At 64.3% G+C, this 24,682-nt stretch carries 20 protein-coding genes and 1 pseudogene; 11 read left to right on the top strand and 10 right to left on the bottom strand.

Translation table 11 applies throughout. The features are described from left to right. Positions 1 to 31 precede the first annotated feature (31 nt). On the bottom strand, positions 32 to 754 hold the full coding sequence (locus DCN14_RS09240) for a GntR family transcriptional regulator (protein WP_096499941.1): 723 nt from the start codon (positions 752 to 754) through the stop codon (positions 32 to 34). A gap of 444 nt (positions 755 to 1,198) precedes the next feature. Next, the gene (locus DCN14_RS09235; protein WP_096499939.1) at positions 1,199 to 2,440 is read right to left on the bottom strand and encodes a D-amino acid dehydrogenase; all 1,242 of its coding nucleotides are present in this window, start codon (positions 2,438 to 2,440) and stop codon (positions 1,199 to 1,201) included. A 251-nt stretch (positions 2,441 to 2,691) separates the two neighbouring features. Here DCN14_RS09235 and DCN14_RS09230 point away from each other — a divergent pair, with 251 nt between their 5' ends. Next, positions 2,692 to 3,039, top strand: coding sequence for a RidA family protein (locus tag DCN14_RS09230; protein WP_096499937.1), 348 nt, complete (start codon positions 2,692 to 2,694; stop codon positions 3,037 to 3,039). A 68-nt stretch (positions 3,040 to 3,107) separates the two neighbouring features. Then, positions 3,108 to 3,893, top strand: a complete 786-nt coding sequence (locus DCN14_RS09225) for an aspartate/glutamate racemase family protein (RefSeq protein WP_096499935.1) — start codon at positions 3,108 to 3,110, stop codon at positions 3,891 to 3,893. A 309-nt stretch (positions 3,894 to 4,202) separates the two neighbouring features. Here DCN14_RS09225 and DCN14_RS09220 read toward each other — a convergent pair whose 3' ends face one another. Beyond that, positions 4,203 to 4,973 (bottom strand): SDR family NAD(P)-dependent oxidoreductase, encoded by a 771-nt coding sequence (locus DCN14_RS09220; protein WP_096499933.1) that lies wholly within the window; start codon positions 4,971 to 4,973, stop codon positions 4,203 to 4,205. A 265-nt stretch (positions 4,974 to 5,238) separates the two neighbouring features. Between DCN14_RS09220 and DCN14_RS09215 the strand changes: the two are divergent. Beyond that, a pseudogene (locus DCN14_RS09215) lies at positions 5,239 to 5,355 on the top strand (integrase core domain-containing protein); the annotation flags it as partial. 26 nt (positions 5,356 to 5,381) lie between these two features. Here the strand turns inward: DCN14_RS09215 and DCN14_RS09210 are convergent. Then, positions 5,382 to 6,308 carry a LysR family transcriptional regulator gene (locus DCN14_RS09210; RefSeq protein WP_096499931.1) on the bottom strand — a complete coding sequence of 309 codons (927 nt, stop codon included), beginning with the start codon at positions 6,306 to 6,308 and terminating at the stop codon, positions 5,382 to 5,384. Between the two features lie 130 nt (positions 6,309 to 6,438). Between DCN14_RS09210 and DCN14_RS09205 the strand changes: the two genes are divergently transcribed. Then, positions 6,439 to 7,437: a quinone oxidoreductase gene (locus DCN14_RS09205; RefSeq protein WP_096499929.1), complete on the top strand. Its 999-nt coding sequence runs from the start codon at positions 6,439 to 6,441 to the stop codon at positions 7,435 to 7,437. A gap of 72 nt (positions 7,438 to 7,509) precedes the next feature. On the opposite strand, the gene DCN14_RS09200 is transcribed toward DCN14_RS09205, so the two are convergent. Next, entirely contained in the window at positions 7,510 to 9,024 is a 1,515-nt protein-coding gene (locus tag DCN14_RS09200) for an MDR family MFS transporter (RefSeq protein WP_096499927.1), read from the bottom strand. 229 nt (positions 9,025 to 9,253) lie between these two features. Here DCN14_RS09200 and DCN14_RS09195 point away from each other — a divergent pair, with 229 nt between their 5' ends. Then, positions 9,254 to 10,813, top strand: a complete 1,560-nt coding sequence (locus DCN14_RS09195; RefSeq protein WP_162826185.1) for a methyl-accepting chemotaxis protein — start codon at positions 9,254 to 9,256, stop codon at positions 10,811 to 10,813. A gap of 188 nt (positions 10,814 to 11,001) precedes the next feature. Here the strand turns inward: DCN14_RS09195 and DCN14_RS38625 are convergent, their stop codons facing one another. From DCN14_RS38625 to DCN14_RS09175, 4 genes are all read right to left on the bottom strand, one after another. Then, the gene (locus tag DCN14_RS38625; protein ID WP_240327191.1) at positions 11,002 to 11,433 is read right to left on the bottom strand and encodes a hypothetical protein; all 432 of its coding nucleotides are present in this window, start codon (positions 11,431 to 11,433) and stop codon (positions 11,002 to 11,004) included. Then, complete coding sequence (locus tag DCN14_RS09185) at positions 11,400 to 12,626, bottom strand: DUF6402 family protein (protein WP_172441862.1); 1,227 nt, start codon at positions 12,624 to 12,626, stop codon at positions 11,400 to 11,402. The genes DCN14_RS38625 and DCN14_RS09185 overlap by 34 nt, the downstream gene beginning before the upstream one ends. Positions 12,627 to 12,817: 191 nt before the next feature. Continuing rightward, a complete protein-coding gene (locus tag DCN14_RS09180) occupies positions 12,818 to 14,485 on the bottom strand; it encodes an ATP-dependent helicase (RefSeq protein ID WP_096499925.1) in 1,668 nt (555 codons plus the stop codon). Positions 14,486 to 14,626: 141 nt separating this feature from the next. After that, the gene (locus DCN14_RS09175; RefSeq protein WP_096499923.1) at positions 14,627 to 15,481 is read right to left on the bottom strand and encodes a helix-turn-helix domain-containing protein; all 855 of its coding nucleotides are present in this window, start codon (positions 15,479 to 15,481) and stop codon (positions 14,627 to 14,629) included. 499 nt (positions 15,482 to 15,980) lie between these two features. Here DCN14_RS09175 and DCN14_RS09170 point away from each other — a divergent pair, with 499 nt between their 5' ends. Next, a complete protein-coding gene (locus DCN14_RS09170) occupies positions 15,981 to 16,190 on the top strand; it encodes a hypothetical protein (RefSeq protein WP_096499921.1) in 210 nt (69 codons plus the stop codon). A 579-nt stretch (positions 16,191 to 16,769) separates the two neighbouring features. Here the strand turns inward: DCN14_RS09170 and DCN14_RS09165 are convergent. Then, a complete protein-coding gene (locus tag DCN14_RS09165; RefSeq protein WP_096499919.1) occupies positions 16,770 to 17,051 on the bottom strand; it encodes a hypothetical protein in 282 nt (93 codons plus the stop codon). Between the two features lie 848 nt (positions 17,052 to 17,899). Here DCN14_RS09165 and DCN14_RS09155 point away from each other — a divergent pair. From DCN14_RS09155 to DCN14_RS09135, 5 genes are all read left to right on the top strand, one after another. Continuing rightward, a complete protein-coding gene (locus tag DCN14_RS09155; RefSeq protein ID WP_096499915.1) occupies positions 17,900 to 19,234 on the top strand; it encodes an FAD-binding oxidoreductase in 1,335 nt (444 codons plus the stop codon). 60 nt (positions 19,235 to 19,294) lie between these two features. Beyond that, positions 19,295 to 20,419 carry a potassium channel family protein gene (locus DCN14_RS09150; protein ID WP_096499913.1) on the top strand — a complete coding sequence of 375 codons (1,125 nt, stop codon included), beginning with the start codon at positions 19,295 to 19,297 and terminating at the stop codon, positions 20,417 to 20,419. A gap of 362 nt (positions 20,420 to 20,781) precedes the next feature. Next, positions 20,782 to 21,387 (top strand): M17 family peptidase N-terminal domain-containing protein, encoded by a 606-nt coding sequence (locus DCN14_RS09145; RefSeq protein ID WP_096499911.1) that lies wholly within the window; start codon positions 20,782 to 20,784, stop codon positions 21,385 to 21,387. A 120-nt stretch (positions 21,388 to 21,507) separates the two neighbouring features. Beyond that, positions 21,508 to 22,986, top strand: a complete 1,479-nt coding sequence (locus DCN14_RS09140; RefSeq protein ID WP_096499909.1) for a sensor domain-containing diguanylate cyclase — start codon at positions 21,508 to 21,510, stop codon at positions 22,984 to 22,986. 209 nt (positions 22,987 to 23,195) lie between these two features. Further along, complete coding sequence (locus DCN14_RS09135) at positions 23,196 to 24,626, top strand: MFS transporter (protein WP_096499996.1); 1,431 nt, start codon at positions 23,196 to 23,198, stop codon at positions 24,624 to 24,626. Positions 24,627 to 24,682: the final 56 nt, after the last annotated feature.

The raw sequence follows: 24,682 nt of genomic DNA, 5'->3' as shown, positions 1-24,682 counted from the left end.
AAGCGTGCCCGTTCTTGAGCAACCGGGCGGGTTATTGCGAGAAGAGCCTGACGACGCCGGCGTCCACCACTTTGGCAATCTCTTCCATCCGCCACGTAATGTGCGTCTCGGTCAGTTCCCGGCACCGCTTCGCATCACGCGCCTCGATCGCGTCAAGAATTTCGAGATGCTCGGCGAAGGCATCGTGTCCGCGTTGTTCAAGATCGATCCAGCGGACGAAGTGGATGCGCGCGTTAATGCCATACATGGTACGGACCATCTCGTTATTGCCCGACAGGGCGACCAGACGGACGTGGAATTCTTCGTCGCGCGAGACCAGCTGAGCGGCGGGGGCCTGCGTCTTGTTCTTCATCGTGTCTTTCCAGAACTTCCGCAGTGCCTTCACGTCCTTGAGGTCCGCGCGTTCGACGGCGAGTTGCACGGCAGAGGCTTCAATGCTCCGGCGAAGCTCGAAAAGGTCGAAGATGTCCTGGCGGTTCAATTCCCGGACGAAGAATCCCCGATTGGGGACGAACGTCAGGAGGTTTTCGGCGACGAGTCGATTCAGCGCTTCGCGAAGCGGCGTTCGGCTTACATCAAATTTCTCCGACAGTTCCAGCTCGTTTACGCGCTCGCCCGGCCGAATGGTGTATAGAACCGCCATCTCCTTGAGTTGCTCGTACAAGTCGTTGACGGTAAGTCCCGCCCGCTTTGGAGCGTTGGTTTCCCGGACACGCGGTTTCGAATCCCTGATGAGGGAAGAGTAGCCTGCCATTGTGGGTTTCCTTCCTGATGCACGCGGCACCTTGGGTTATTCCGAAGACCTGCCATGCTCTCGACAGCGACTGTTCGGGACGGGTCGCTTCGTCGAGGGGCGCCGCCTCGACGGTCGGGCGCGCTTCCCGTGCCGCTCCCTTCTGGAGGGTATCCATGGCAGCCGGAAAGTGTCGGCAATGCTGTATTCTATACCAGGCACCCGGGGTGCCGCGGATACGCTTCCGTCCATCAAACGGCCTGCGGATACCGGCTTCGCGGCCAGGTTCGAGCCGTGTTCGCATCATGCCTGATGACATCCGCCGCCCTCGCTGCCGACCGCGGATGATTGGGGCCTTCTCGCTGGAACTTCTCGTGGTGACCGGTGGAACTGCCGAACGCCGGTGTCCCGTCGACGGCAGGGCTGTTTCCGGCGGCGGCCGGACTCTTTGCGACGCCATAGCGGCTAGGCGAGCAGCCCGTCCATGGGAATTTCCGGCGTCCGCCGTGCTATCAGGTCAGCCGTAATGCGCGCGGACCCATGGGACATGGTCCAGCCGATATGTCCGTGGCCCGTGTTCAGGAACAGGTTCGCGTATTTCTTCTGTCCGAAGAACGGCAGATTGTTCGGCGTCATGGGCCGTAACCCCGCCCACATCTCCGCGCGGTCGTAGTTGCCGCCGTCCGGATAGAGTTCTTGCGTGACCCGCTTCATGAATGCGAAGTCCGAAGGCTTGTGCGACGTATCGTACCCGGCAAACTCTGCCGTCGCCGTTACTCGAATCCTGTCGCCGAAGCGCGAAATGGCAACCAGATTGTGTTCGTCAACGACAGCGACATTCGGCGCATGAGCATGTTCTTCGATAGGGATCGTCAACGAATAGCCCTTCACGGGATAGATCGGCAAGTGGACGCCAACTTGCCGGCCCAGGATGGGGCTGTAGCTACCGAGGGCCAGCACGTATACGTCGCCTTTGAGCACCCCCTTGTCTGTTCTGACGCCGGCAATTTGCTCGCCGGCAACCTCCAGGCCGCGAATGTTCGTTCCAGTCAGGAGGGTCGCGCCGCGGGAGACAATGATGTCGGCAAGCGAGCGCGTGAACTTAGCCGGGTCGCCCGTTTCGTCCGTCGGACAGTAAATCGCACCCGCAATCTCGTCTTTGGCGGCGCGGAGCGAGGGGTCGAGCGACACGACCTCTTCCCGGTTCAGCACTTTGATGACCTGGCCGTCCGACTCGAGAAGTTTCATCTGGGCGACACCTCGGTCCAATGCTTCCTGGCTGCGATGGAAGTAGACGATGCCGCGGTCGTTGCGGTCGTAGGAGACGTTCTCCGTCGCGATGACGCTCTGTAACACGGATTGCGAATATGCCGCCAGTCGATGCTTGAGCAGGGTGTTGCGGCGCGCCTTTTCCGCGCTGCATTCCATCAGAAAAAGCCACGACCACGAATAAAGCCTGGGGTCCGCCGAGAATTTGAACCGAAGGGCCTGGTCCTTCAGTAACAACGACTTCGCCAGAATCATCGGCGCCTTTGGCGACGACCAAACGAAGGAGTGCCCCGGGGCGACCATGCCCGCGTTTCCCCAACTCGTTTCCCCGGCAACAACGGGTTGCCGGTCAACGACCGTGACATCGTGACCATCTTTCTGAAGCTGATAGGCGGTCGTGACGCCAACCACACCGCCGCCGAGCACAATGACCTTCATGACGTCCTCAATGTGAATCGTGGAATGACTTCATACCACGGCGACCGCCTTTGACGGGACCACCGTATCGTCCCGAGGGCTGCGCGCGCCATAAGTGTAGACACTACTGTATATTAATTGCAAAAAAAGCTGTGGCGCGAGGTGAAATTTTTCCGTTGGGGCTTTCCTTGGATGTGTCGATAAAAGTGTCGACAATTGTGTGTGATGTGCGCTAGTCTAATCGCACTTTGACACCAACTGAAGGAGGATTTATGCAAATCAGTCGATACGAGAGCGGCAAGCGGATGAGCATGGCGGTCGTGTACAACGGCTTCGTTTTTGTGGCCGGTCAGGTCGCTGACGATCCGAGTCAGGACGTGAAGGGGCAGACTACGCAGATCCTCGCGAAGATCGACAAGTTGCTTGAGCAAGTCGGGGCCGACAAGACGAAGATCCTCTCCGCAAGCATCTGGCTCGCCGACTACACGACATTCAACGAGATGAACGAAGTGTGGGATGCCTGGGTTCCCGAGGGCGACGCTCCGGCCCGTGCCTGTGTCGAATCGAAGCTCGCTTTTCCTCAGTACACGGTTGAAATCGGCGTCATCTCCGCGGTCTGATTGCTGGACTCAAGGAACGGCCTGAACCCTTCAAGCACAACCAGCCGTCGACATAAAGAGGCAAAGACATGGAAACTCTCGAAGATGTGGAGCGCTATGCGAAGCTCGATTTCGCCCTTGATGCCGGTATCTCCGACCGGGCCGCAATCGGCCTGGTCGTCCTCGCGACTGACCATACGATCGAGTATGAATGGCGCAAGCTCCTGTCGATCGACGGGGTCGGATTCTACGAAAGCCGAATCGTGAATTCGGCGGAAATCACGCCGGAGACGTTGAGGGAAATGGACGACCGGATTGCGCCGGGGGTTGCAGTGATTCGGCCTGGCGAGCGGCTCGATGTGGTGGCGTTCGGTTGTACGTCCGCATCGATGGTTCTCGGGGAGGACCGGGTCATTGCCCGCATCAGGGAATCCCGGCCCAACGCAGCGTGCACCACACCTATCACCGCCGCCCGGGTCGCGTTGAACTCGCTGGGAGCGAAGCGTGTCGCGCTGCTGACGCCGTACATGCGGACGATCAACGAATCGATGCGCGACTACCTGGTGAATCGCGGCATCAACGTCGTCCGGATGGGGTCATTCGAGCATTCGGACGATAACGAAGTGGCGCGCATCGACGCGCAGTCAGTTCGCAACGCCATCCTGGCACTGGGCCGACACGAGGACGTGGATGCGGTCTTCGTCTCTTGTACGTCGTTGCGCTTGGCCGACCAGGCGGCGCTCATCGAGGGCGAGCTTGGCAAGCCGGTGACCTCCAGCAATCACGCAATGGCATGGCATGCGCTACGCCTCGCGGGCGTCAAAGACGAGCTGCCGCAGTTTGGCCGGCTTTTCGCCATTCAGAACGCGCAGTAAAGACCTGATCCGCAACGCAAGTGCGGCCGTCTCTCGCAGGACAGCTACACTTGCGTTGCGCCCGCTTCGCTGTTGATTCGCGGCTTCTCCAATCCCCGTCGAACGCACACGCTGCTCGCGTGGTGCCGGCCGATGGTTGCCGATCTGAGATCGGGGGCGCAATTTGCGATGCATCGCAACCGTACGGCGCCCGCGGTTTGCTGAGTTGTGTTGGATGGACGGCTGGCCGTGTATTGCCACTGGGCCGGGGCAAAAGACGGAAGGCCGGACCTAGCCGGGGCGTCCGGCCTTCCGCTTCGGCCGGGCTATTTACGCGGCGTTATACCCGCCGTCCACGAAGAGAACCGTGCCGGTTACATAGGAAGACGCGTCGCTGGCGAGATAAATATACGCACCGCCGAATTCCCCAATTTCGCCACGGCGGGCCATCGGAGTGCGCGCCATCGCACGCTGCTGATAAGGCGACGAGGAACTGTTGTCGACGCCGTCCATGAAGTTGTTGATGTAGCCCGGTGCGACTGCATTCACGCGAACCCCGCGCGGCGCCCATTCCACCGCCATGGTTCTGACGAGCTGGTCGATACCGCCTTTCGATGCGGCATAGGGCGTGAGCCCGGAGATACCCGAGCTGCCCGCAATCGACGACGTCATGACGATGCTTCCTCTGCCGGCGGAAAGCATCGCCTTGGCAGCGTACTTCGCGCAGAAGTAGGCGCCCTTGAGGTTCACATCAAGAATCCGGTCCCATTCGTGGCTTTCGTAGTCTTCGGCGGGTTTGATTTTGTCTACTCCCGCATTGCAGATCATCGTATCAATGCGACCGAACTTCTGAACGGTCTGCTCTACGAGCGCGGCACACGCATTCGGGTCCGATACATCGGCGACGACGGTCGAGATGTCAAGACCGTCCGCCGCCAATTCAGCCTGCGCGGCCGAGAGCTCCCGTGCGTCGTACGAGCCGATGACGACGTGTGCCCCGCGTTCCGCGAACATTCGTGCGAGTCCTTTGCCGAGCCCGCGGCTCGCTCCGCTGATGCAAACCACCTGGTCCTTGACCGCAAAAATATCGTCGGCTGCCATTTCAATCCTCGTCAATAATCGGCCCCTGTGAAAACAGGGGGGGTGGTAAAGTGTCGACAGTAGTGTCGCGCGTGTGGGGTGTCAATCAAAATCGCCGTGGCTACGGCTATCGCAGGACTCACGTGCTGTTGCGGCGGGAGGGCTGCTTCGCCAACCACACGCGCATCCGGTGTCTGTACAGCAACGCGGGGTTGAGTGTTCGGAAGAGATGCGAGGCGTACCCGCATCCATCACCATGGTCGGCGGGCCGGGGTTCGTTGGTCCGGATGTATGGCGCTACGAAGCAGGCGTCGTGCTGTCGTTCATTCGGCCCGGCAAGCCGGTGGAGAGCGTCTCCATCGAGCGCTTCAACGGGCGGTTCCGCGACGCATGCCTGAACGAGCGTGGGCTCGTGCGGTGGCGGCCCGCCTACAGATGGCCGTTCGCCGCGCGAACCGCGTCCGCGATCGCGTCGGCGACGCGTTGCACGCGCGGCGACCGGCGTACGTCCGGGTGGACGACCAGCCAGATCTCGCGCTCGACGTCGCAGCGCGGCGCGGCGGTCAATTCGACGAGCGGAGCGGGCGCCGACAACGACGCAGCGACTGTGTGGGGCGCGCCCGTATTCGCGTCCGCATCCGTGTCCGACGCGGGATCGTCGACGAGAAAGCGCGGCAGCAACGCGATGCCCGCGCCGGCCACGCATGCGCGATGCAGCGCGGCCAGATCGTTCGCGATGAACGCGAAGCGGCGGCCGGCCGCAAAGCGTTCGAGCCACTGCTGCTGCGGCATTTGCGCGAGCGCATCGTCGTAGCCGAGAAACGCCCACGTGTCGGGCGATGCGGCGGCCCATTCAGGCGATGCGCACAGCGCGAAGCGCATCGTGCCGAGCCGGCGAGCGGCCAGCCCCGGCTCGCTCGGCCGCGACAGACGCACCGCGAGGTCCGCTTCGCGCGCGTACAGGTTCGCCGCGTGCATCTCGCCCATCAGGTCGATCCGCAGCGCCGGCCATGCACGCTGCGCACGGGCGAGCCGCGGGGCGAGGAAGTGACTCGCGAACACCGGCGACGCCGATACGCGCACGACGCCGTCGAGCGTCGCCGCGCCCTGGGCGGCGCGCGCGAACGCATGCACGTCGGCTTCGACGCGCGCCGCATGCTCGGCAAGCTGCAGCCCTTCGTCGGTCGGCGGCCAGCCGCGCGGCAATCGGTCGAACAGCCGGATGCCGAGCGCGGACTCCAGCGCGTCGACGCGCCGCGCGACGGTCGAATGCTGGACCTGCAGCGCCCGGGCGGCGGCCGACAGGCTGCCGCCGCGCATTACCGCGAGGAAATAGCGCAAGTCGTCCCAGCTCATCGGCAATGGGGATGCCGCAACGGGATCTGGATCGGTCGAATTTTGCACAGTAGATGGGCGCGTAGCGGGAATTCCGATTGATTATGCACGATGGGATGATCGTGTCACTTCATTCGATTGCGAGGACGTCATGACCCAGACTGTGACTGCCACCCGGATCGGGATCGACCGTTATGGCGACGCCGGCGTGCTGCGCCGCGTCGATGCGCCCGTGGGGCTGCCGGGCGCCGGCGAGGTCCGGATTCGCCAGACCGCCGTCGGCGTGAATTTCGTCGACATCTATTTCCGGACGGGCGCGCATCCGTTGCCGGCGCTGCCGGAGGCGCTCGGCGTCGAAGCGGCCGGCGTGGTCGACGCGGTCGGGCCCGGCGTGACGGATCTCGTCGCGGGGCAGCGAGTTGCATATGCGGGATTGCCGACCGGCAGCTACGCGAGCGTGCGCACGCTGCCTGCCGAGCGCGTGGTGCCCGTGCCCGACGGCGTGAGCGACGATGCGGCCGCCGCCGCGCTGCTGAAAGGGATCACCGTCTACATGCTGCTGTACCGTGTGCGGCAGGTCGGCGCCGGCGATACCGTGCTCGTGCATGCGGCGGCCGGCGGCGTCGGGCTGCTGGCGACGCAGTGGGCGCGCTCGCTCGGCGCGCGGGTGATCGGCACGGTCGGCTCGGCCGCGAAGGCGGCGCTGGTGCGCGCGCATGGCGCCGATGCGGTGATCGATTATCGCGAGGAGGATTTCGTCGCGGCGGCGCGCGCGTTCGGCGGCGGCGCGGGCGTCGACTATGCGATCGACGGGATCGGCGGCGACGTACTGACGCGCACGCTCGGCGCGGTGCGGCCGTTCGGAATGGTCGCGAGCATCGGGCAGGTCGCCGCGATCGGCGCGCGGCACACGATCGATCTCGACGAACTCGGGCCGGCGCGCTCGATCGCGCTCGCGCGGCCGAGCGTGCTCGGCTTCATCGCGCGCGACGTCGCCGGGTATCGGGCAGCGGCGCGCGCGACGCTCGAACGGCTCGCGGGCGGGATGCACGTGGAGGTCGGCGCGCGGCTGCCGCTGGAGCAGGCGGCCGATGCGCACCGGATGCTGGAGTCGCGCAAGACGACGGGGGCGGTGGTGCTGGTGCCGTGACGGCGGGTGGCGCGGCGGGCGCCGCGCGTCGCGGCTTCGATGGAGACCGCGGCGACGCGGCCTCCGTACCGCTCAATGATGCGTGCGCAGCGGCGCGCTTTCGACGAACCACGCGAGCACGAACGCGATCGCGATCACGGCCGCCGCCGCGAGATACACCACGTGCAGCGATCCGGCGAACGCATGCAGGTACGCGTCGCGCACGGCATCCGGCAACTGATGCACGGCGGCCGGGCCGAGCGCGGGCGGCAGCGCCGTGCCGGCCGGCAGCGCCTGCATCACCCGCGATTCGAGCCCGTGCGAGAACAGCGCGCCGAATGCGGCGACGCCGATCGAGCCGCCGATCGAGCGGAACAGCGTGACGCCCGACGTCGCGACGCCCATGTGGCGGAATTCGACCGTGTTCTGCACGGCGAGCGTCAGCACCGGCATCACCATGCCGAGCCCGATGCCGAGCAGCGCCATGTACGCGTACATCGTGTGCAGCGGCGTGTTGAGCGACAGCGTCGACAGCAGCGCCATCGCGATGCCGCCGATCAGCGTCCCCGCGATCGGAAACGGGCGATACGTGCCGAGCCGCGAGATCAGCCGGCCGCTGATCACCGACATCGCGAGCATCCCGCCCATCATCGGCAGCAACTGCATCCCGGCCTGCGACGGCGTCGAGCCCTTCACGACCTGCAGATACAGCGGAATGAACGTGACCGAGCCGAACAGCGCGATGCCGACCACGAAACCGATCAGGCCCATCAGCACGAACGTGCGCTGACGGAACAGCTCGAGCGGCATGATCGGCTCGGCCGCGAGGCGTTCCTCGTAGATGAAGCCGCCGACCGCGACCAGGCCGAGCACCAGCGTCATCCACAGCTGCGGCGACGACCACGGCAGCAGCGAACCGCCTTCGCTCGTGAACAGGATCACGCAGGTGAGCGCGGTGGCGAGGAACGCGGCGCCCATGTAGTCGATCCGGTGCTTCACGTGCGCCGTGTGCGGCCGGAATGCGAGGCCGATCACCGCAAGCGCGAGAAAGCCGAGCGGCAGATTGATCGTGAAGATCCAGCGCCACGACAGGTGTTCGACCAGGAAGCCGCCGAGCAGCGGCCCGATGATCGTCGCGAGGCCGTACACGCCGCCGAACATCCCCTGATAGCGCGCGCGGCGATCGGGCGGCACCAGGTCGCCGATCGCGGCCATCGTGACCACCATCAGCCCGCCGCCGCCGAGCCCCTGCAGCGCGCGCAGCACGATCAGCTGCGTCATGTCCTGCGCGACGCCGCACAGCGCGGAGCCGGCGAGAAACAGGACGATGGCGGCCTGCAGGACGATCTTGCGGCCGTACAGGTCGCCGAGCTTGCCGTACAGCGGCAGCACGATCGTCGACGAAAGCAGGTAGGCGGTGACGACCCACGACAACTGGTCGAGGCCGCCGAGCTCGCCGACGATCGTCGGCAGCGCGGTCGACACGATCGTCTGGTCGAGCGCGGACAGCAGCATCACGAGCAGCAGCGCGGCGATGATCAGCCCGGTCGGCGCGTCGCGGCGGGCCGCCTCGGCGGCCGGCGGAGCAACAAGGGTATGGGTTCTCATTGAGATATCTGCCATGGCAGGGAATTGATCGAAATATAGAGGCAATTCATTGACTGGTCAATTTCTGCCGGAGCTCGATTTGTTGCATCGGTAACAGAAGGTTGCCGCGAGGAAATTTGATCGGGATCACGACGAGAGGGGGCCGGACTCAAGTTTTTTGCAGGCAAACCGTAATCCAGAGTGCCGCGGACCGATTGCCGCCATATTTTTTTATCGCTCACGTGCCGTCATGAACCTGAACGCCCTGTTTTCCCGTTTCTCCATCCGTACGCGGATTTTCTCCACGCTCGGTCTCGTCGCCGTGCTGCTCGTCGTGTCGGGGCTGATCGGCCTCGTCGGCATGCAGAGTTCGAACCGCGCGCTCGACAAGGCCTATACGCAGCAACTGGCCGCGAAGACCGCGCTGTCGGCCGCGAGCCTGAACCTGACGATCGTGCGTACGACGCTCGATCGCGTGCTGTTGCATCCGGACGCGCCGGAAGTGCCGGATCTCGTCAAGAAGGCCGAGAGCTATCTCGCGAAGGCCGACGCCGCGTGGCGCACGTATGCGGCGCTGCCGCACGAGAGTGACGAGGGCGCGCTTGCCGGCCGGCTCGATACCGCGCGCCAGGCGCTGATCGGGCAGGGGTTGAAGCCGCTGATCGACGCGATCCGCGACGGGCGCCGTGACGAGGCAGACCGTTTGCTGATGACGGTCGCGCCGCCGCTGTCGGTCGCGCTCACGCAGGCAACCGATGCGCTCGATACGTACCAGGCCGAGCGCGGCAAGGCGGTCTACGACACCGCGCAGATGTATTACGGCTGGATGCGCGCGGGTGCGATCGCCGGCATCGCGTTCGGCCTGGCCGCGTGCCTGGGTTGCGCGGTCGGCCTGCATTTCGCGATCACGCAGCCGGTGAACCGGCTGCTGTCGCATTTCCGCCGCCTGTCGGAAGGCGATCTGACGTCGGAAGTGCGCTGGTCGTCGCGCGACGAAATGGCCGAGCTGGTCAGGGGCGTGACCGGCATGCAGCGCAGCCTCGCCGATACCGTGCGTCAGGTGACGCAGGGCTCCGAGGCCATTTCGACCGCGACGCACCAGATCGCGGCGGGCAACACCGATCTGTCGCAGCGCACCGAGGAACAGGCCGCGGCATTGCAGGAAACGGCCGCGAGCATGGAGCAACTGACGGCGACCGTGAAGCAGAACGCCGATCATGCGGTCGAAGCGCAGGCCTGCGCGGACGACGCGAGCGAGATCGCGACGCGCGGCGCGACGGTCGTCGGCGAAGTGATCGGCACGATGAACGAGATCGACCAGAGTTCGCAGAAGGTTGCCGACATCATCGGCACGATCGAGGGCATCGCATTCCAGACCAACATCCTCGCGCTGAACGCGGCGGTTGAAGCCGCGCGCGCCGGCGAGCAGGGCCGCGGTTTCGCGGTGGTCGCGGGCGAGGTGCGCACGCTCGCGCAGCGTTCGGCATCCGCCGCGAAGGAAATCCGCACGTTGATCGGCGAATCGGTGGAGCGCGTTGCGACGGGCTCGCGGCTCGTCGGCGTGGCCGGTGACACGATGCAGGACATCCAGCAGGCGATCGGCCGCGTGACGGGCATCATGACCGAGATCGCCGCAGCGTCGAACGAGCAGCGCGACGGGATCGAACAGGTGAACCGCGCGGTGTCGCAGATGGATCAGGTGTCGCAGCAGAACGCGGCGCTGGTCGAGCAGGCGGCAGCGGCTGCGGCGTCGCTCGAGGAGCAGGCGGACGGGCTGCGTCGGGCGGTGGGGGCGTTTCAGGTGGCTTGAGTGATGGTGGGGAGGGGCGGCAGCGTGGTTGTCTGTGCGTGCCGCCTGCGATGTACTTTACCGTGGGCTTGGTTCATGCTGCCGCGATGATTCGGTCGAGAAGACTGGCATTGTCCGCAGCGCTTCTCGAGTTGGTCGATGTACCTGCATCGACCAACTGGTCCCGGAGTACGTTAACCTCGATACGCTCAAAACAGAGGCAACCTGGCACGAAGCCAATCCCATTTGCTTGGTGGAATTGTCAGGTATTTTTCGTAGTTTGAGTCATCGGTCAAGTCGATGTAGCGAACCACGTTGCCTTCATAATTCAAGGGCTGGTGAAAACTCTTTCCGTGATACCAGTTCACGGAGAAGTATCGCCTGGCCAGGAGTTCGCCTTTGTCACTGAAAACCCTCAGTTCTATTTTGTCATTCGTCCCGTCCTGATCATTTCCGCCGGTGCCGCACATCGCGAACCTGTATGAAATCCCATTCATGTTTTTTATGCCGCCGTCCAGCGTGTCAGGGCGGTCATAAAAATCGCAGCGTCCGTAGGTGGGCCGATTAAGGTGGATGATCAAGCCTATGCCGATATAAGCAACAATGGCTAGGCCAATGTATCTGATGATTCTAGTCTGCATATCTCGCCAAGATTGATCTCGATCGGTTTCTTTAGTTTTAGATAGGAGGGCTTTGAATATATCATGAAATCCTTGCCGCGTTGATGTTTCTCTCGCCAACGGATATAGTCGGCGTTGTAGACTGGAAAGTAAACATCGGATTCTCTGAGCTTTCTAAACAAACCCTTTCGGGTATCTACGGGTTTGCTGATGTTTTTCGACCAAATGTCGATATCGGAGTCCCTCTTGGACGAGCTGGAACCGGCGAGCAGCGAGCCGGGTGCAATGATGACTCCATGCCTGTTCCAATGTCCCAAGTACTGTTTTCCGTTGAATGAGTAGTTGTCTTTCACGTAAGCATAGACGTGCGTGATCTTGCCGGAAGCATTGATGCAGTAGAAGTTTCCTGATTTTTCGTACTTGAAGTATTTTTCATTGGAAATTTCAACATTCCCTATGGCAATGTAGATGTTAAAGTTGGCTAGTGCCCCTGTGAGATCCGTTGGAGTGAAATTTTCCAAGGTTTCCCAGTTTCTTATTGGTAGCAGCTGAAATTGCCAATCGTTATGAAATTTGAGCAAGTCACGGGTTAGTCGTGAGGTATTGAAATTCAATGTCGAACTTCTTTCGAGAAAGAGGTTTTTGACGAAAGGCCTGATGATGTTTGTCGCTGTTTCTACGGATCGCTTGCTATAAATTCCGTTTGCGAGGAGATGTTCGAATTTCCTCCGGATGCTGCCGAACTTTAACGTCCAGTCGAGTGTGAGGCTGTCGTCATTCAATGGCTGGAGTGACGTTGGGTCGTCATCGTACGTATGTGCCGCACCCGCAAACCAGATTCGCGCGAGTCTGGCGGAAACCTTCCAGCCTAGATTGTCCATCGCAACCGGAACGTCCTGGAGGTCGAAAGGCGGCGGGTTTTCGCATGCTTCCGATTCCGGTTGCCTTGACGATTCTTTCGCTATTGCCGGATCGGTTTCCGGTGGCGGCCGAGGAACCGCACGTTGCGGCGGGTGCGGCGTGGTCTTCTGTGCGCGAGAAACCGGTTCGGCAGGAGCGGGTGGCGGCTTCGCCCCCGGAGCGGGCCGGTCGAATGACACGCTTTTTTGAGTATCAAGCGGAATGCATCCCTGGACTCCCTTGTATTCCTTCAACTCCGATCCGAACAACCCCTTCTGCGGCTTGTAGTAAGGCACCTTCTTGACGTCGGCCATCGAATATTCCGCGTGCAACGAATGGCCGGCCATCGTAATGGCAGGCTGCAAGCGGATGAACCATCAGGTGTTGCCGGAACAGGCCGAAAGGCGAGTGGATAAGGGGCGCGGGCAGAAGGAAATGTGCCGGATTGTTTCAACGAGCATCATGTGGAGGATCGCCCTCGTGGCGGGCGAGTCGTCCTGCCACGTCAATTGCCAGCGAGCTGCGCGGCCGCCCGCGACGACGCGACGAGCAGCAGCTTCATCGTCGCGCGCGTCGCACCGACGAACAGCTTGCGAGCCGCACGCGCATCGAGCGTCTCGAAGTCGATCTCGGTGAGGATCACGCACGGCGCGGACTGTCCCTTGAAGCGGTAGATCGAATCGAGCAGCACGTCGCCTTCGCGATATTCGGGGTTGCCGAACAGGTCGTACTTGCCCGTGAAATGCTTGATCCGGTGCGGGCCGAGCTGGTCGAGCGACGCGAGCACCGAGCTTTCGCGGCCGCGATACGACAGCACTGCGATGTCCTGCTTGCGAAAACCGAGCGACAGCGCATGCGTGATCGCGCGCTTGGTCGCGTCGATGCAGGCTTCGGCGAGTGCGTCGCCCGATGCGCCATCTTCCCCGTATGACGACACCGACGGATCGGAACCGTCGAACGGGCTGCCCGAGCGCAGTTCGGCCGCAAGCGGCTCGACGCGGCCGACGACGTCGCGCACGAATTCGAGCAGATCGCGCGGGCTGCGATAGTTCGTCAGCGCCTTCAGCGTGACCCAGCCGGGCAGCGCGACGGGCTCGCGCAGGTAGAGGTTCTGCAGCGGATCTTCGAGCCACCACCATGCGCCGTCCGGCGCGAGCAGGCGCTCCAGTGCGGCAGCCCACGGCGCATGGAAATCCTGCCCCTCGTCGACGATCAGGACGTCGAAGCGCCAGTGTTCCGGAACCGGTGCTTCCGCGAAGCGCGCCTCGAGCCGCTCGAACGCGCCGGGCACGGTGAAGTCGGGCGTATAGCCGCCGTCGCGCGCGACCCAGTCGCACAGTTGATGGTAGTTCGCGATCTTCGCGCCGGCCGGCGCGATGCGTGCGATGTAGTCGGCGAGCGGCCGGTTGAAACATACGTAGAGCACCCGCTTGCCGGCCGCGACCGCGTCGCGCATCGCCTGCACCGCAAGCTGCGTCTTGCCCGAACCCGCGGTGCCCGTCACACGCAGCCGGAACGGCGTGAATTCGAGCTGGCGCGCCCACGCGGCAAGCCCGCCGGACAGCCGCGTGACGAGCGTGCCGGCCTGCCCGACGAGCGCGCTCGTGTCGGGCGTGAGCGCCAGCTCGTCCGCGAGGAAATGATGCAGCTTCGAGGCGTTCGGCAACGGCTCGTCGTGTTCCGGCAGGATCTGCAGGATCACCTGCGCGAGTTGCGCCTTGCGCGACGCGTCGACGATGCGGTCGGCCGCGACGCCGGCGATCGCCGTTTCGCGGATCGAATAGTCGGGGCAGTACAGCAGCGCCTCGACGCCGTAGACGCCCGCGCCGAGCGCGGCGGTCAGGCGCCGGTGCAGCGTCTCCTGGGTACGCGCGAGCTGGATCGGGACATTGCGTTCCTTCTGCAGATAGACCTTCACGAGCCCCTTCGGCGTTTCGCGCAGGAAACCGGCCTTCTGCTCGATCAGCAGCACGCGGCCGGCCGGGCTCACGACGACGAACGCCGCTTCGCCGAACACCGAGAACCCCTGATCGGCACGCGTCCAGTGCACGCCGTGATAGACGGTGTAGCTGTCCGGCAGCGTGTGTTCGAGGGCCGCGAGCGTCTCGCGCTCGCGTTCGGCCGCGCCGGTGGCGGCGAGGCTTTTCCAGTCGTCGGGAATGAGGCGGGCCATGAGCTCGGGCGGCGGATGCCGATAAGGGCGTGAACAGGTTCGGCTATTGTACTGAGGAACCTGTTCACGACCGCCGTGCAGCACGGACGTTGGCCATTCGGAAGATGGACGGTCGCGGCCGAAGGCCGCGAATTGCCCGCGCTACCCGCGCGCGAGCCGTTTCGCGAGATCGGCGCTGAGGATCGCCATGCGTGCGGGTTTTTCGTAGCAGACGACGTCGAACGCGCGAATCACTTCGCTGATGTCGGCTTCGCTTGCGCGGCCTGTCAGCAGGTCGCCCGTCAGTACGAAGATCGGCGCGCCCGGATTGTCGGACGTGCGCACGGCCTTGATCGCGGTCGCGGCGGTGCTGTCGTCGAACAGCCATTCGGTGACGACGGCGTCGAACGCCTGGCCCTGCAGTGCGTCGACGAACGGCGCGAGGCCGTCGAACGCGGCGGTCGCGAAACCCTGCCGTTCGAGATAACGGCACAGCTCGGTCGCGCTGACGCGATCGGGATCGATCACCGCGACGACGAGCTTGTCGCTCTCGGCGCGGCGCGGATAGATCTCGATCTTGTGCACGTCGTACGCGTTCTGGTACAGCACGCCGGTATGGCGCAGCACGCGCCAGCGGCCGTTCTGTTCGTACGCGACGAATTCGGGGCGTGCACCGGCTTCGAGCGGCGCGCCGATCCATGCGGTGCACGGAATTTCGGCAACGCCGGCATACAGGACGGCCTCCTGCGAATAGGCGCCGACCATGCCGGGGTCGAGCGCCTGCGCGCCGAACAGCTGGGCGGCGGGCTCGCCGTAAGCTTCGGCGACTTTCTTGATTTGCGCGAGGGTCCAGGGGCTGCTGCCACGCAGCTTGCGATGGCCCTGCGAAAAACTCAGGTCGAGGATACGGCACAGCTCGGTTGTCTGCTGGCGCTTGCCGATGCCGTTACGGCTCATCAGCTCGCGCACGCGCTCGGCAACCGCGAGGGAATCCGTGGTGATTGCTTCAGTGGTCATGCTACGGGAACGGATCGTGACGTTCAGAATGACGCCTTGCGGCAGTCTCGGCGGACAGTCTTGACGACGTCCAGTGGCGAGCCGACCGGCCACGCGCGGAAAAGATAACTTTACCGCAAAACGGCCGTCATTCCATGCAGCGAAAAGTGCGTTTGTGTGAAAGGTGTGTCTTGACGTTACGTCTGATCGTGGTTGTTGCGCGAGTGCGAAAGATGCGTTGAAAACCCTCAGGCGCGGATCGCGGCATACCGCGAGCGTATTCCACGCGGCTCGGCATGGAATGCACCGCGGCGGGGACGCAATGCACCAGATGTGGGCGTGCCATCGCGGCACGACGCCGGCATCGCGGCTCCCCCGCAGTCGACAATTCTGTACAGGATATCCGACGGGAGTGGATGGTTTCCTCTAGTGAAACCGAGGTAGATACATTTATTGGCGAGCCCGAACGCACGGCGCTCACATGCTACGATTCCCCGTCTCAAAAAAATGCTTTGAACCGATGCAGAAGAAATTTGTGATGCGCGGCTACGAGATGAACTGCGAACCGCGCGTGACGGCGGACGGCAAGTACGCCGCCCAGGTCGAGGTTACGAAGTTGGGTTTCAGCCGCGAAGCAGCGTTCCGCAACCTGGGCGAATTCGATACCGAAGTCGAAGCCGTCACCTATGCGCAAAAATTCTCCGAAGAGTGGCTGAGCCGCTACGCGTAGTGCGCGGCATACCCGCGCGAGGCGGGTGCCGGATTGACCGGCAAGACGGCCTACGTTGATCCGCTGGCGTCCCCATTCATCCGAAGCGCGCGCCGCGCCAACGCATGGCGCGGCGCGCGCGTTCGTGCCTGCGCGGCGCAGCGAGATGGATTGCGGCGTGAAGGATCGCGCGTCCAGCCGGCAATGGCGGCCGACCGATCCGAATTCATGCGCAGCCGTTGTCAATGACGAGGGAATTTCGTGGCGTGATGCCTCACGTTGTGAGGGACCGATCGTTTCAATTTCAAGATAACGCGATTGGCGACTTCGAATGCCCACCTTGTGCATGCGGACCGTCGTTCGCGATGAAACTGTCCGGATCGTGTTGTCGTTCGAGAGTCGACCGGCCAGGATTCACGTCGCCGACGATGAAGCGGGCAACTATCCGCCCCGCACGATGAACATCGAGCAGGCCATTCATGCCGGGAATTGAACCAGGCTCTCCGCGTCGTTCGGGCGGCTACGGGCGGTGTTTGCGATGACGAAGGCCGGAGGACGACGAGCGCGCGCGGGCCGGTCCGGTCCGGCGGGCGTGCCGGTTCATCGCGCCTTCAACATTTCGTCGGCGAATCGATAGGCGCTGACCGCGCGTTTGGATTCGTAGTCGGCGATCGTCGACACGTTGCGGCCGGCGTCGCGTGACAGCAACCCTTGCAGCGCGGCCGCGGCGAAGAAGTCGCGCAGGTCGGGCGTTGCGGAATTCGGTTCCGGCGGCGGTGTCGCGACCAGCGGATCCGACTTCCAGAAAACGGGTGATGGCGTGGATGCTTTCGATACGGTGACGGTCTTTTTGATGCTCACATCCTGGGACAACGGCATCATTTCCACCCCTTCGATCAAATATCAGTTGGCGAAGCAAAGTAAGGTCATCGTTACATGGCGAACAACGAATTTTTTGAGAAGTACTAACCGATCGATCGACGCGAATATTCGCCGGTAATACGCCATCCGTCAAAGAAAATAAATGGGTTCCAATTCTTCGTGCGACGAGCATGATCCGTTCCCGAGCGTGACGAAGGAAATCGCATGCATCGCTCGAATCGACAGCGATGGTATGTCGGTGAGAGTGACGTTCCGATGACGCTCGGATGCGTCGGATAACGAACCGACGTGTGTGCCGGTTCGGGTGTCGATGCGAGCCGTCGAAGCAGGGCGCGATTCCGGAATCGTCTCGTAAGCATCACGACGGCCGCGAAAGCGTGTGAGGGGAAACGCGCGACATTGCGGCGGGCATCGGACGATTCCGTTCGAGACCGGCACGTGTGTCGCGAATGCGCGCAAGTCACGGGTCGGCTTACGCCGGCATGTCCGTGAACGGCTCGCCGTCTTCGCGCTCGACGGACCGGTGCCGCTTGTGCCGGTCGAGCGCGCACGGTTGCGCACCTTCCGCTGCCGCTTCGGCTATCGCGGCGTCGGCCAGTTTCCTCGCGTGCTGAATAGACGGTTTGTCGCGCGGTAAGATAGCCCCGTCAAGGCGAAAAACGAGGACGACCGGCCGGCAAAAATGACGCCGTCGCATGCCCGTGCCGGGGCCGCGACAGGCACGCTCGATCGCTCGCCGACCCGTTCGGACGTTTTCCGCGAAAATCCGGTGCAGGACAGTATCGCCCGGCGCCCGTCATCGCGTATGTCGATGCCTGCGCCGGGCGTATCGACGCCAACAGAAAACAATGACGACAACTTATCCGCTGCATGATGCATTGAGCTGTGCCGATACGGCGTTTCCGGCCGAGGCCGACATCGTGATCGCCGGGGCCGGCATCATGGGCTGCGCGGCCGCGTACTATCTCGGGCTGCGTGGCCTGAAGGCCGTCGTGCTCGACAAGTCGCGCATTGCCGGCCAGCAATCGACCCGCGCATGGGGTTTCGTGCGCCAGCAGGGCCGCGAGTCCGCCGAAGTGCCGCTGATGATGGCCGGCATGCGGATCTGGGAAGGGCTCGAGCAGGCGCTCGGCTTCGACCTCGAATGGCGGCAGGGCGGCTGTCTGTATATGACCGACAACGACGACGACTGGTCATCGTTCCAGGCATGGCTCGCCGTCGCGCGCGAGCACGGGCTCGACACGCGCACGCTCACGCGTGCGGAAATCGACGCGCGCGTGAGCGGCCTGTCGACGCAGGCGCGCACGCTCGGCGGGTTGTACACCGCGACCGACGGGCAAGCCGAGCCGCGCCGTGTGGCCGCCGCGTTCGCGGCGCGCGCGGCCGAAGCCGGCGCGCGTTTCTTCGAAGGCTGCGGCGTGACCGCGATCGAGACGGCCGGCGGCGCGGTCGCCGGCGTCGTGACCGAGCGCGGCACGATCCGCACGCGGCGCGTGATCTGCGCGGCCGGCGCGACCAGCTTCCGGCTGCTCGACGGCGTCGGCATCCGGCTGCCGCAGCAGGCCGTGCGCGGCACCTGCATGCGTACCAACGTGCTGCCCGAGGTGTCCGCGTCGACGATCTGGGGGCATGGGCTCGGCATCCGGCAACGCAAGAACGGCGCGATCAATCTCGCCGACGACATGCAGGTCGACGTCGACCTGACGCTCGGCCACCTGCGCGGATTGAGCCTGTTCTGGCCGGAGTTCTGGTCGCAGCGCGAGAAATTCCGGCTGCATCTGAATACGGCGGCATGGCGCGATGCCTGCGCGCGCATCGGCGGCCGGGTCGACCCGATCGAGCCGCGCGATCCGCAGCCGCAGCCGAATCGCGCGCATGCGCCGCGCGCGCTCGCGAAGCTCAAGGCGATCTTCCCCGCGCTGAAGGACGCGCAGATCGTCGAGGCGTGGGCCGGCCTGATCGACGTGCTGCCCGACGGCATTCCGGTGATCGATGCGCCCGGCACGCCGTCCGGGCTCGCGATCGCGACCGGGTTTTGCGGACACGGCTTCGCGATGGGGCCGATCGTCGGCCGGCTGCTGGCCGAATGGGTCGATACCGGCGCACCGTCGCTCGACCTGTCGGCGTTCCGTGCGCAGCGTTTCGTCGACGGCACGATGGTGCGGCCGCGCAGCATGCTGTAACGCCTGCACCCGCAGGTTCCCGTCGTAGAATCGAGCCCGCATCGTTCAGGAGAATCCTCGTTGGCAACGCCTTCCCAGCGCCGTTCGTTGCGCTTGCGTCTGCGTCGCGCCCGTGATCCGTGGCAGGCGCCGCGCACGCGCACGCTGTTCACCCGTCCCGCGACGTCGCCGCGCCGTACGCTGCTGTTCCGTCTCGGCGCGGTCGTGCTGTTGTGCATGCTCGCGTTCCTCGTGCTGTATCTCGACCGCGACGGGTTGCGCGATTCCACCAAGAGCACGCCGATGAACGTCGCCGATCTCGTGTACTTCACGATGGTCACGGTCGCGACGGTCGGTTACGGCGACATCGTGCCGGTCACGGCGCGCGCGCGTCTGCTCGACGCGTTCTTCATCGTGCCGATCCGCATCGGCATCTGGTTCATCTTCCTGGGCACGGCATATCAGTTCGTGATCCAGCGTGTCATCGAGGAATTCCGCATGAAACGCCTGCAGAAGCAACTGTCCGATCACATCGTCGTGTGCGGTTACGGCCTGTCGGGATCGATCGCCGTGCGCGAACTGCTCGAAAGCGGCGTCGATCCGTCGACGATCATCGTGATCGATGCGCAGCAGCAGGCGCTCGAGGCCGCGACGTCGCTCGGCGTGACCGGGCTGCTCGGAGACCCCGCGCACGAGGATCTGCTGCAGCAGGCGCAGGTGCGCGCGGCGAAGGCCGTGATCATCTCGGTGACCGACGATCCGACCGCGATCCTGCTGACGCTGTCGGTGCGCAGCATCGCGCCCGAGACGAAGATCGTCGTGCGCATCCAGGAGAACCTGTATCAGCGGCAACTGCGGCAGGCCGGCGCCGACGTGATCGTGTCGTCGACGAAGATCGGCGCGTTGCTGCTCGCGGACGCGGTGCATAGCCGCTACATCGTGCCGTTCGTGAACGACATGCTGTCGACGCGCGGGCGGGCGACGCTGCTGGAGCGCGAGGCGCTGCCGCACGAGATCGGCTGCATGACGAACGTCGTGCCCGGCGCGATCGTCGTCGGGCTCGATCGCTGCGGGAAGATCCTTTCGTTTTACGAGGATCCGCCGTGCCGGATCGAGGCGGGGGATACGCTGGTCGTGATTCAGTCGGCGAGGATTCCCGATCCGGATATCGATGGTGTTGGGCGCGGCACCGGGCCGCGACCCTGAGCGGATGGGGGCGACGTTCGGCGCCGCATCGATCGCGTTTCCCATCATGCTCGGCGTGCGGTTCTGTCGCTGGATGCGGACTGCGAAATCATGTCGTGACGCGTCGATCGGGTGTTCAGTCCCAAAGGCCCGCCGGCATGTGCAAGAATGATTCTTGCCGCTACGCTTGACTCGACCAGTGGGTCGGCGACACGTCCGCAAACCCGGATTCGGAAAACGCGTTGCCAGTGCGATGGGCGATGTCGCGACGGGCTCGCGATGACGCGTAGATTGTGGGCGTTCGGCATATGCATCGCGGCCGCAGATTGGCGCGGGTTGCGAGATATTTGGACCGAGCAGGCTGACCTTACGGGAGAGACGATATGGATCCTCGACAGATCATCGGTAGTTGGCGGGATGTGTCCTTCGAGGTCGCGGCATGGGATGGCGTCGGTGCACAAGTCGATCTCTCCTGCGGCTGCATGTTCGCCCACGAGGCGACGGCCGACGGCCCGACGGGCGGACTCCACCATCTCGACGTTGCCCTCCTGGGTGCACTCACCGACCTGCGGCGCGAAGGTCATTTTCTTGCCGCGCCGATGGAAACGCTGTTGATCGATCTCCCGCCCGCCGGCATTGCCGCGCGCATCATACTGCTGGTCGGACTCGGTGATCCGGCAAGCTGGACGATCGAAAGAACCGCGGATGCTGCCGCCACGGCCGCGCGGACGGCGATGCATCACGGCGTCGAAAGCGCAGCCTTTGCGCCGAGCGTACTCGACGGCGGGCTGACGACCGCGGCCACCGCAGGCATGCCGCAAGCCATGGTGAGCGCCGTGGTGGCCGCGATCGACACCCGGTATCGGCTCGCGGAGCGCGGGCTTGCTGCGCCGCCGTCACTGCGCCGCTGGGTTTTCGACGTGGGCGCGGCACGCTTCGACGGCGCCGTGGAGCATTTCGGCAACGCGCTGGCCGCTGCACGGACTTGACCGACTCGATCCGGTCGGGCGCGAACGATCCGGTATCGCATCTCGATGGCGCGCCATGACCAGGCAGCCCCCGCTTGATATGCCACCCTCTGTTTTTTAGCTTGGTCACCGAGGAGACACATGCAATCCAGGTCGGCGGCTCCCTATACCATCGTCGTGATCGGCATCGTGGTGGCTTGTGCATTGATGGGTCTGTGCGTGCTGCAACTGTTCCAGAGCCGCAACGACGCGCTCGAGCGGGCGAGCGAAACCTCCCGCAATCTCGGCCTGGTTGCCGAGCGAGACATCCAGCGCAACTTCGAACTCTACGACCTGTCGTTGCAGGCGGTCATCCAGGGGCTTCGCCGCCCCGACGTGATGAATGCGCCGCCGGGCTTGCGGCGCGCCGTGCTGTTCGACAACGCGATGACCGCACGATTTCTCGGCTCGGTGCTGGTACTCGATGCCGGCGGCAACATCGTCCTCGATTCGGCCAACGACGTGCCGCGTCACGGCAATTTTGCCGATCGCAAGTACTTTACCGTCCATCGCGCCGATCCGAATGTCGGGCTCTACGTCAGCGATCCGTTTCCGTCGCGCCTGCGCGGGGGCACGCCCAGCATCGGGCTCACCCGGCGGATCTCGACCCCGGACGGCTCGTTTGCCGGCGTCGTGCTCATCGCGGTCAACCTCGAATATTTTCATCAACTGTTTGCCGGCCTGTCGCTCGGGCAGCACGGTGCGATCTCGCTGATCGGCAACGACGGCGTGATGGTGATGCGCCACCCGTACGACGCCCGCACCATCGGTCGCGACATCAGCCATGCCGCGGCCTTCCAGCGGTTCCGGGCCGCGCAGGAGGGCGTGTTCTCGGAAACGTCGTCGCTCGACGGCATGCGCCGTCTCTACTACTTCAGGCACCTGCCGAAGCTGCCGCTGATGATCATGGTCGCGGAAGCGGAGCCGGATATCTATGCGGCGTGGCGGCACCGGGCCGTGACGATCGGCGCGCTGGTGGCGGTGTTCGGCGCCGCGTTCATCGCGGTGTCCGTCATGCTCGGCACGCAACTGCGGCGTCGCATGCGCGCCGAGTCGGAACTCGTGCTGCTGGCGCGCACCGACGGCCTCACCGGCCTGAACAATCGCCGCAGTTTCGCGGAAGTGCTCGATCGCGAATGGCGTCGCGCACGGCGATCGCGATCGGTTTTCTCGTTGCTGTTCGTCGATGTCGACCGCTTCAAGGCCTATAACGACACCTACGGCCACCAGGCGGGCGACGACGCGCTGGCAGCGGTCGCGCGCTGTATCGGCGACAACATCCGCCGGCCGGCCGATACCGCGGCCCGTTACGGCGGCGAGGAATTCGTCGTGCTGCTCCCCGATACCTGCGAGACGGGCGCCACCCGGATTGCCGAACGCATTCGCGCGGCGATCGACGGGCTGCCGCTCGAGCACGCCGGCAGCGAATACGGGCACGTCACCGCCAGTATCGGCCTCGCGAGCTGGACGCCCGAGCACGATGCGCAAGCCGAAGCCGTGATCAAGGCCGCCGACGAGGCGCTGTACTACGCGAAGGCGAACGGTCGAAACGGGGTGGCCGCCTTTCGCACAGCGGCGTGACGCAGGTCGCAGCGCACATGTGCATGACCGGTCGACGCGCGCGGGCGGCAACGTTATGACGTACACCGAATAATTTATCGATTTATATCGGTTGGGATAACCGGATCGCAAGAACAGAATCTTCGCTTCCGGAACCCGGCGGCACGTGCGTGCCGGGTTCCGGTCTCCATGTGGACATCGCCGGGTATCCGGCGAAACAAGGGAATGCGATGAGTTCGATCGATCTGAATGCCGCTATCACGCCGGTTTCCGCGCCCATCCGCTCCGCGAGCGACGTGGCGCGCCTGATCAATACGACGGACAGCTCCGTCAGCCATGCGCGGATGATCGTGCTGCTCGCGCTCGGCGGCGTGTTTCTCGATGCATACGACCTGACGACGTTGTCCTACGGCATCGACGACGTCGCGCGCGAGTTCGGCCTGACGCCCGCGCTGACCGGGCTGGTCGGGTCGGCGATCATGATCGGCACGATCTTCGGCAGCCTGATCGGCGGCTGGCTTACCGACAAGATCGGCCGCTATCAGGTGTTCATGGCCGACATGCTGTTCTTCGTGATCGCGGCGATCGCGGCCGGGCTCGCGCCGAACGTGTGGGTGCTGATCGGCGCGCGCTTCGTGATGGGGCTCGGCGTCGGCATCGACCTGCCGGTTGCGATGGCGTTTCTCGCGGAATTCTCGAAGTTCAACGGCCGCGGCAACAAGGCGTCTCGGCTCGCCGCGTGGTGCCCGATGTGGTACGTGGCGTCGTCGGTCTGTTTCCTGTTGATCTTCGGGCTGTATTTCCTGCTGCCGGCCGAGCATGCGGGCTGGCTGTGGCGCGCGTCGCTGATCTTTGGCGCGGTGCCCGCGCTCGTCATCATCCTGGTGCGCAACCGCTTCATGAACGAATCGCCGCTGTGGGCGGCGAATCAGGGCGACCTCGCCAATGCCGCGCGCATTCTTCGCGAGTCGTACGGGATTCACGCGCACGAAGCGGACGATGCGCCGCGCGCGCCGAGCCAGCCGCCCGTGCGGATTCGCGTGCTGTTCCAGCGCCCGTATCTGGGCCGCACGATCGTCGCCAGCGTGATGAACCTGTGCATTCCGTTCGAATACACGGCGATCGCGTTCTTCCTGCCGTCGATCCTGTCGCAGTTTCTCGGCGCGGGCGTGTTCGAGACGATCGCCGCGTCGCTCGCGCTGAATGTCCTGTTCGCGTTGACCGGCGGCTTGCTCGGCATGCGCCTCGCGTATCGATATCCGTCGCGCCACGTCGCGATCGCGGGCTTCGCGCTGCAGTTCGTCGCGCTCGTTGCACTCGCGCTGGCCGGACATCCGCACGGCGCGGTCGCGATCGGCGTCGTGCTGCTGATGCTCGGCACGTGGCTGTTCGCCGAAGGCTTCGGGCCGGGCGCGCAGATGATGATCTATCCGACGCTGTCTTACCCGGCGGCGATCCGCGGCACCGGGGTCGGCTTCGGGCGTTCGCTGTGCGGCATCGGGCAGGCGCTTGCGCTGTTCGTGCTGCCGATCCTGCAGGCCCGGCTCGGCACGGACATGTTCTGGGTCGTGGCGGTCAGCGCGGTCACGCCGATCGTGTTTCTGCTGATCGTGCGTCATGAACCGACGGCGCGCGATATCGACGACGAGGCGGCCGCGTGAAAGGCGGCGTGAGCGCGGCAGGCGACATGCGTGGTCGGCGCGTCGCCGGGTTCGCG

Source organism: Burkholderia sp. IDO3, assembly GCF_003366075.1.
Taxonomy (GTDB): domain Bacteria; phylum Pseudomonadota; class Gammaproteobacteria; order Burkholderiales; family Burkholderiaceae; genus Burkholderia; species Burkholderia anthina.
The sequence above is the reverse complement of the archived record's forward strand: the minus strand, read 5'-3'. Positions and strand labels throughout refer to the sequence as shown.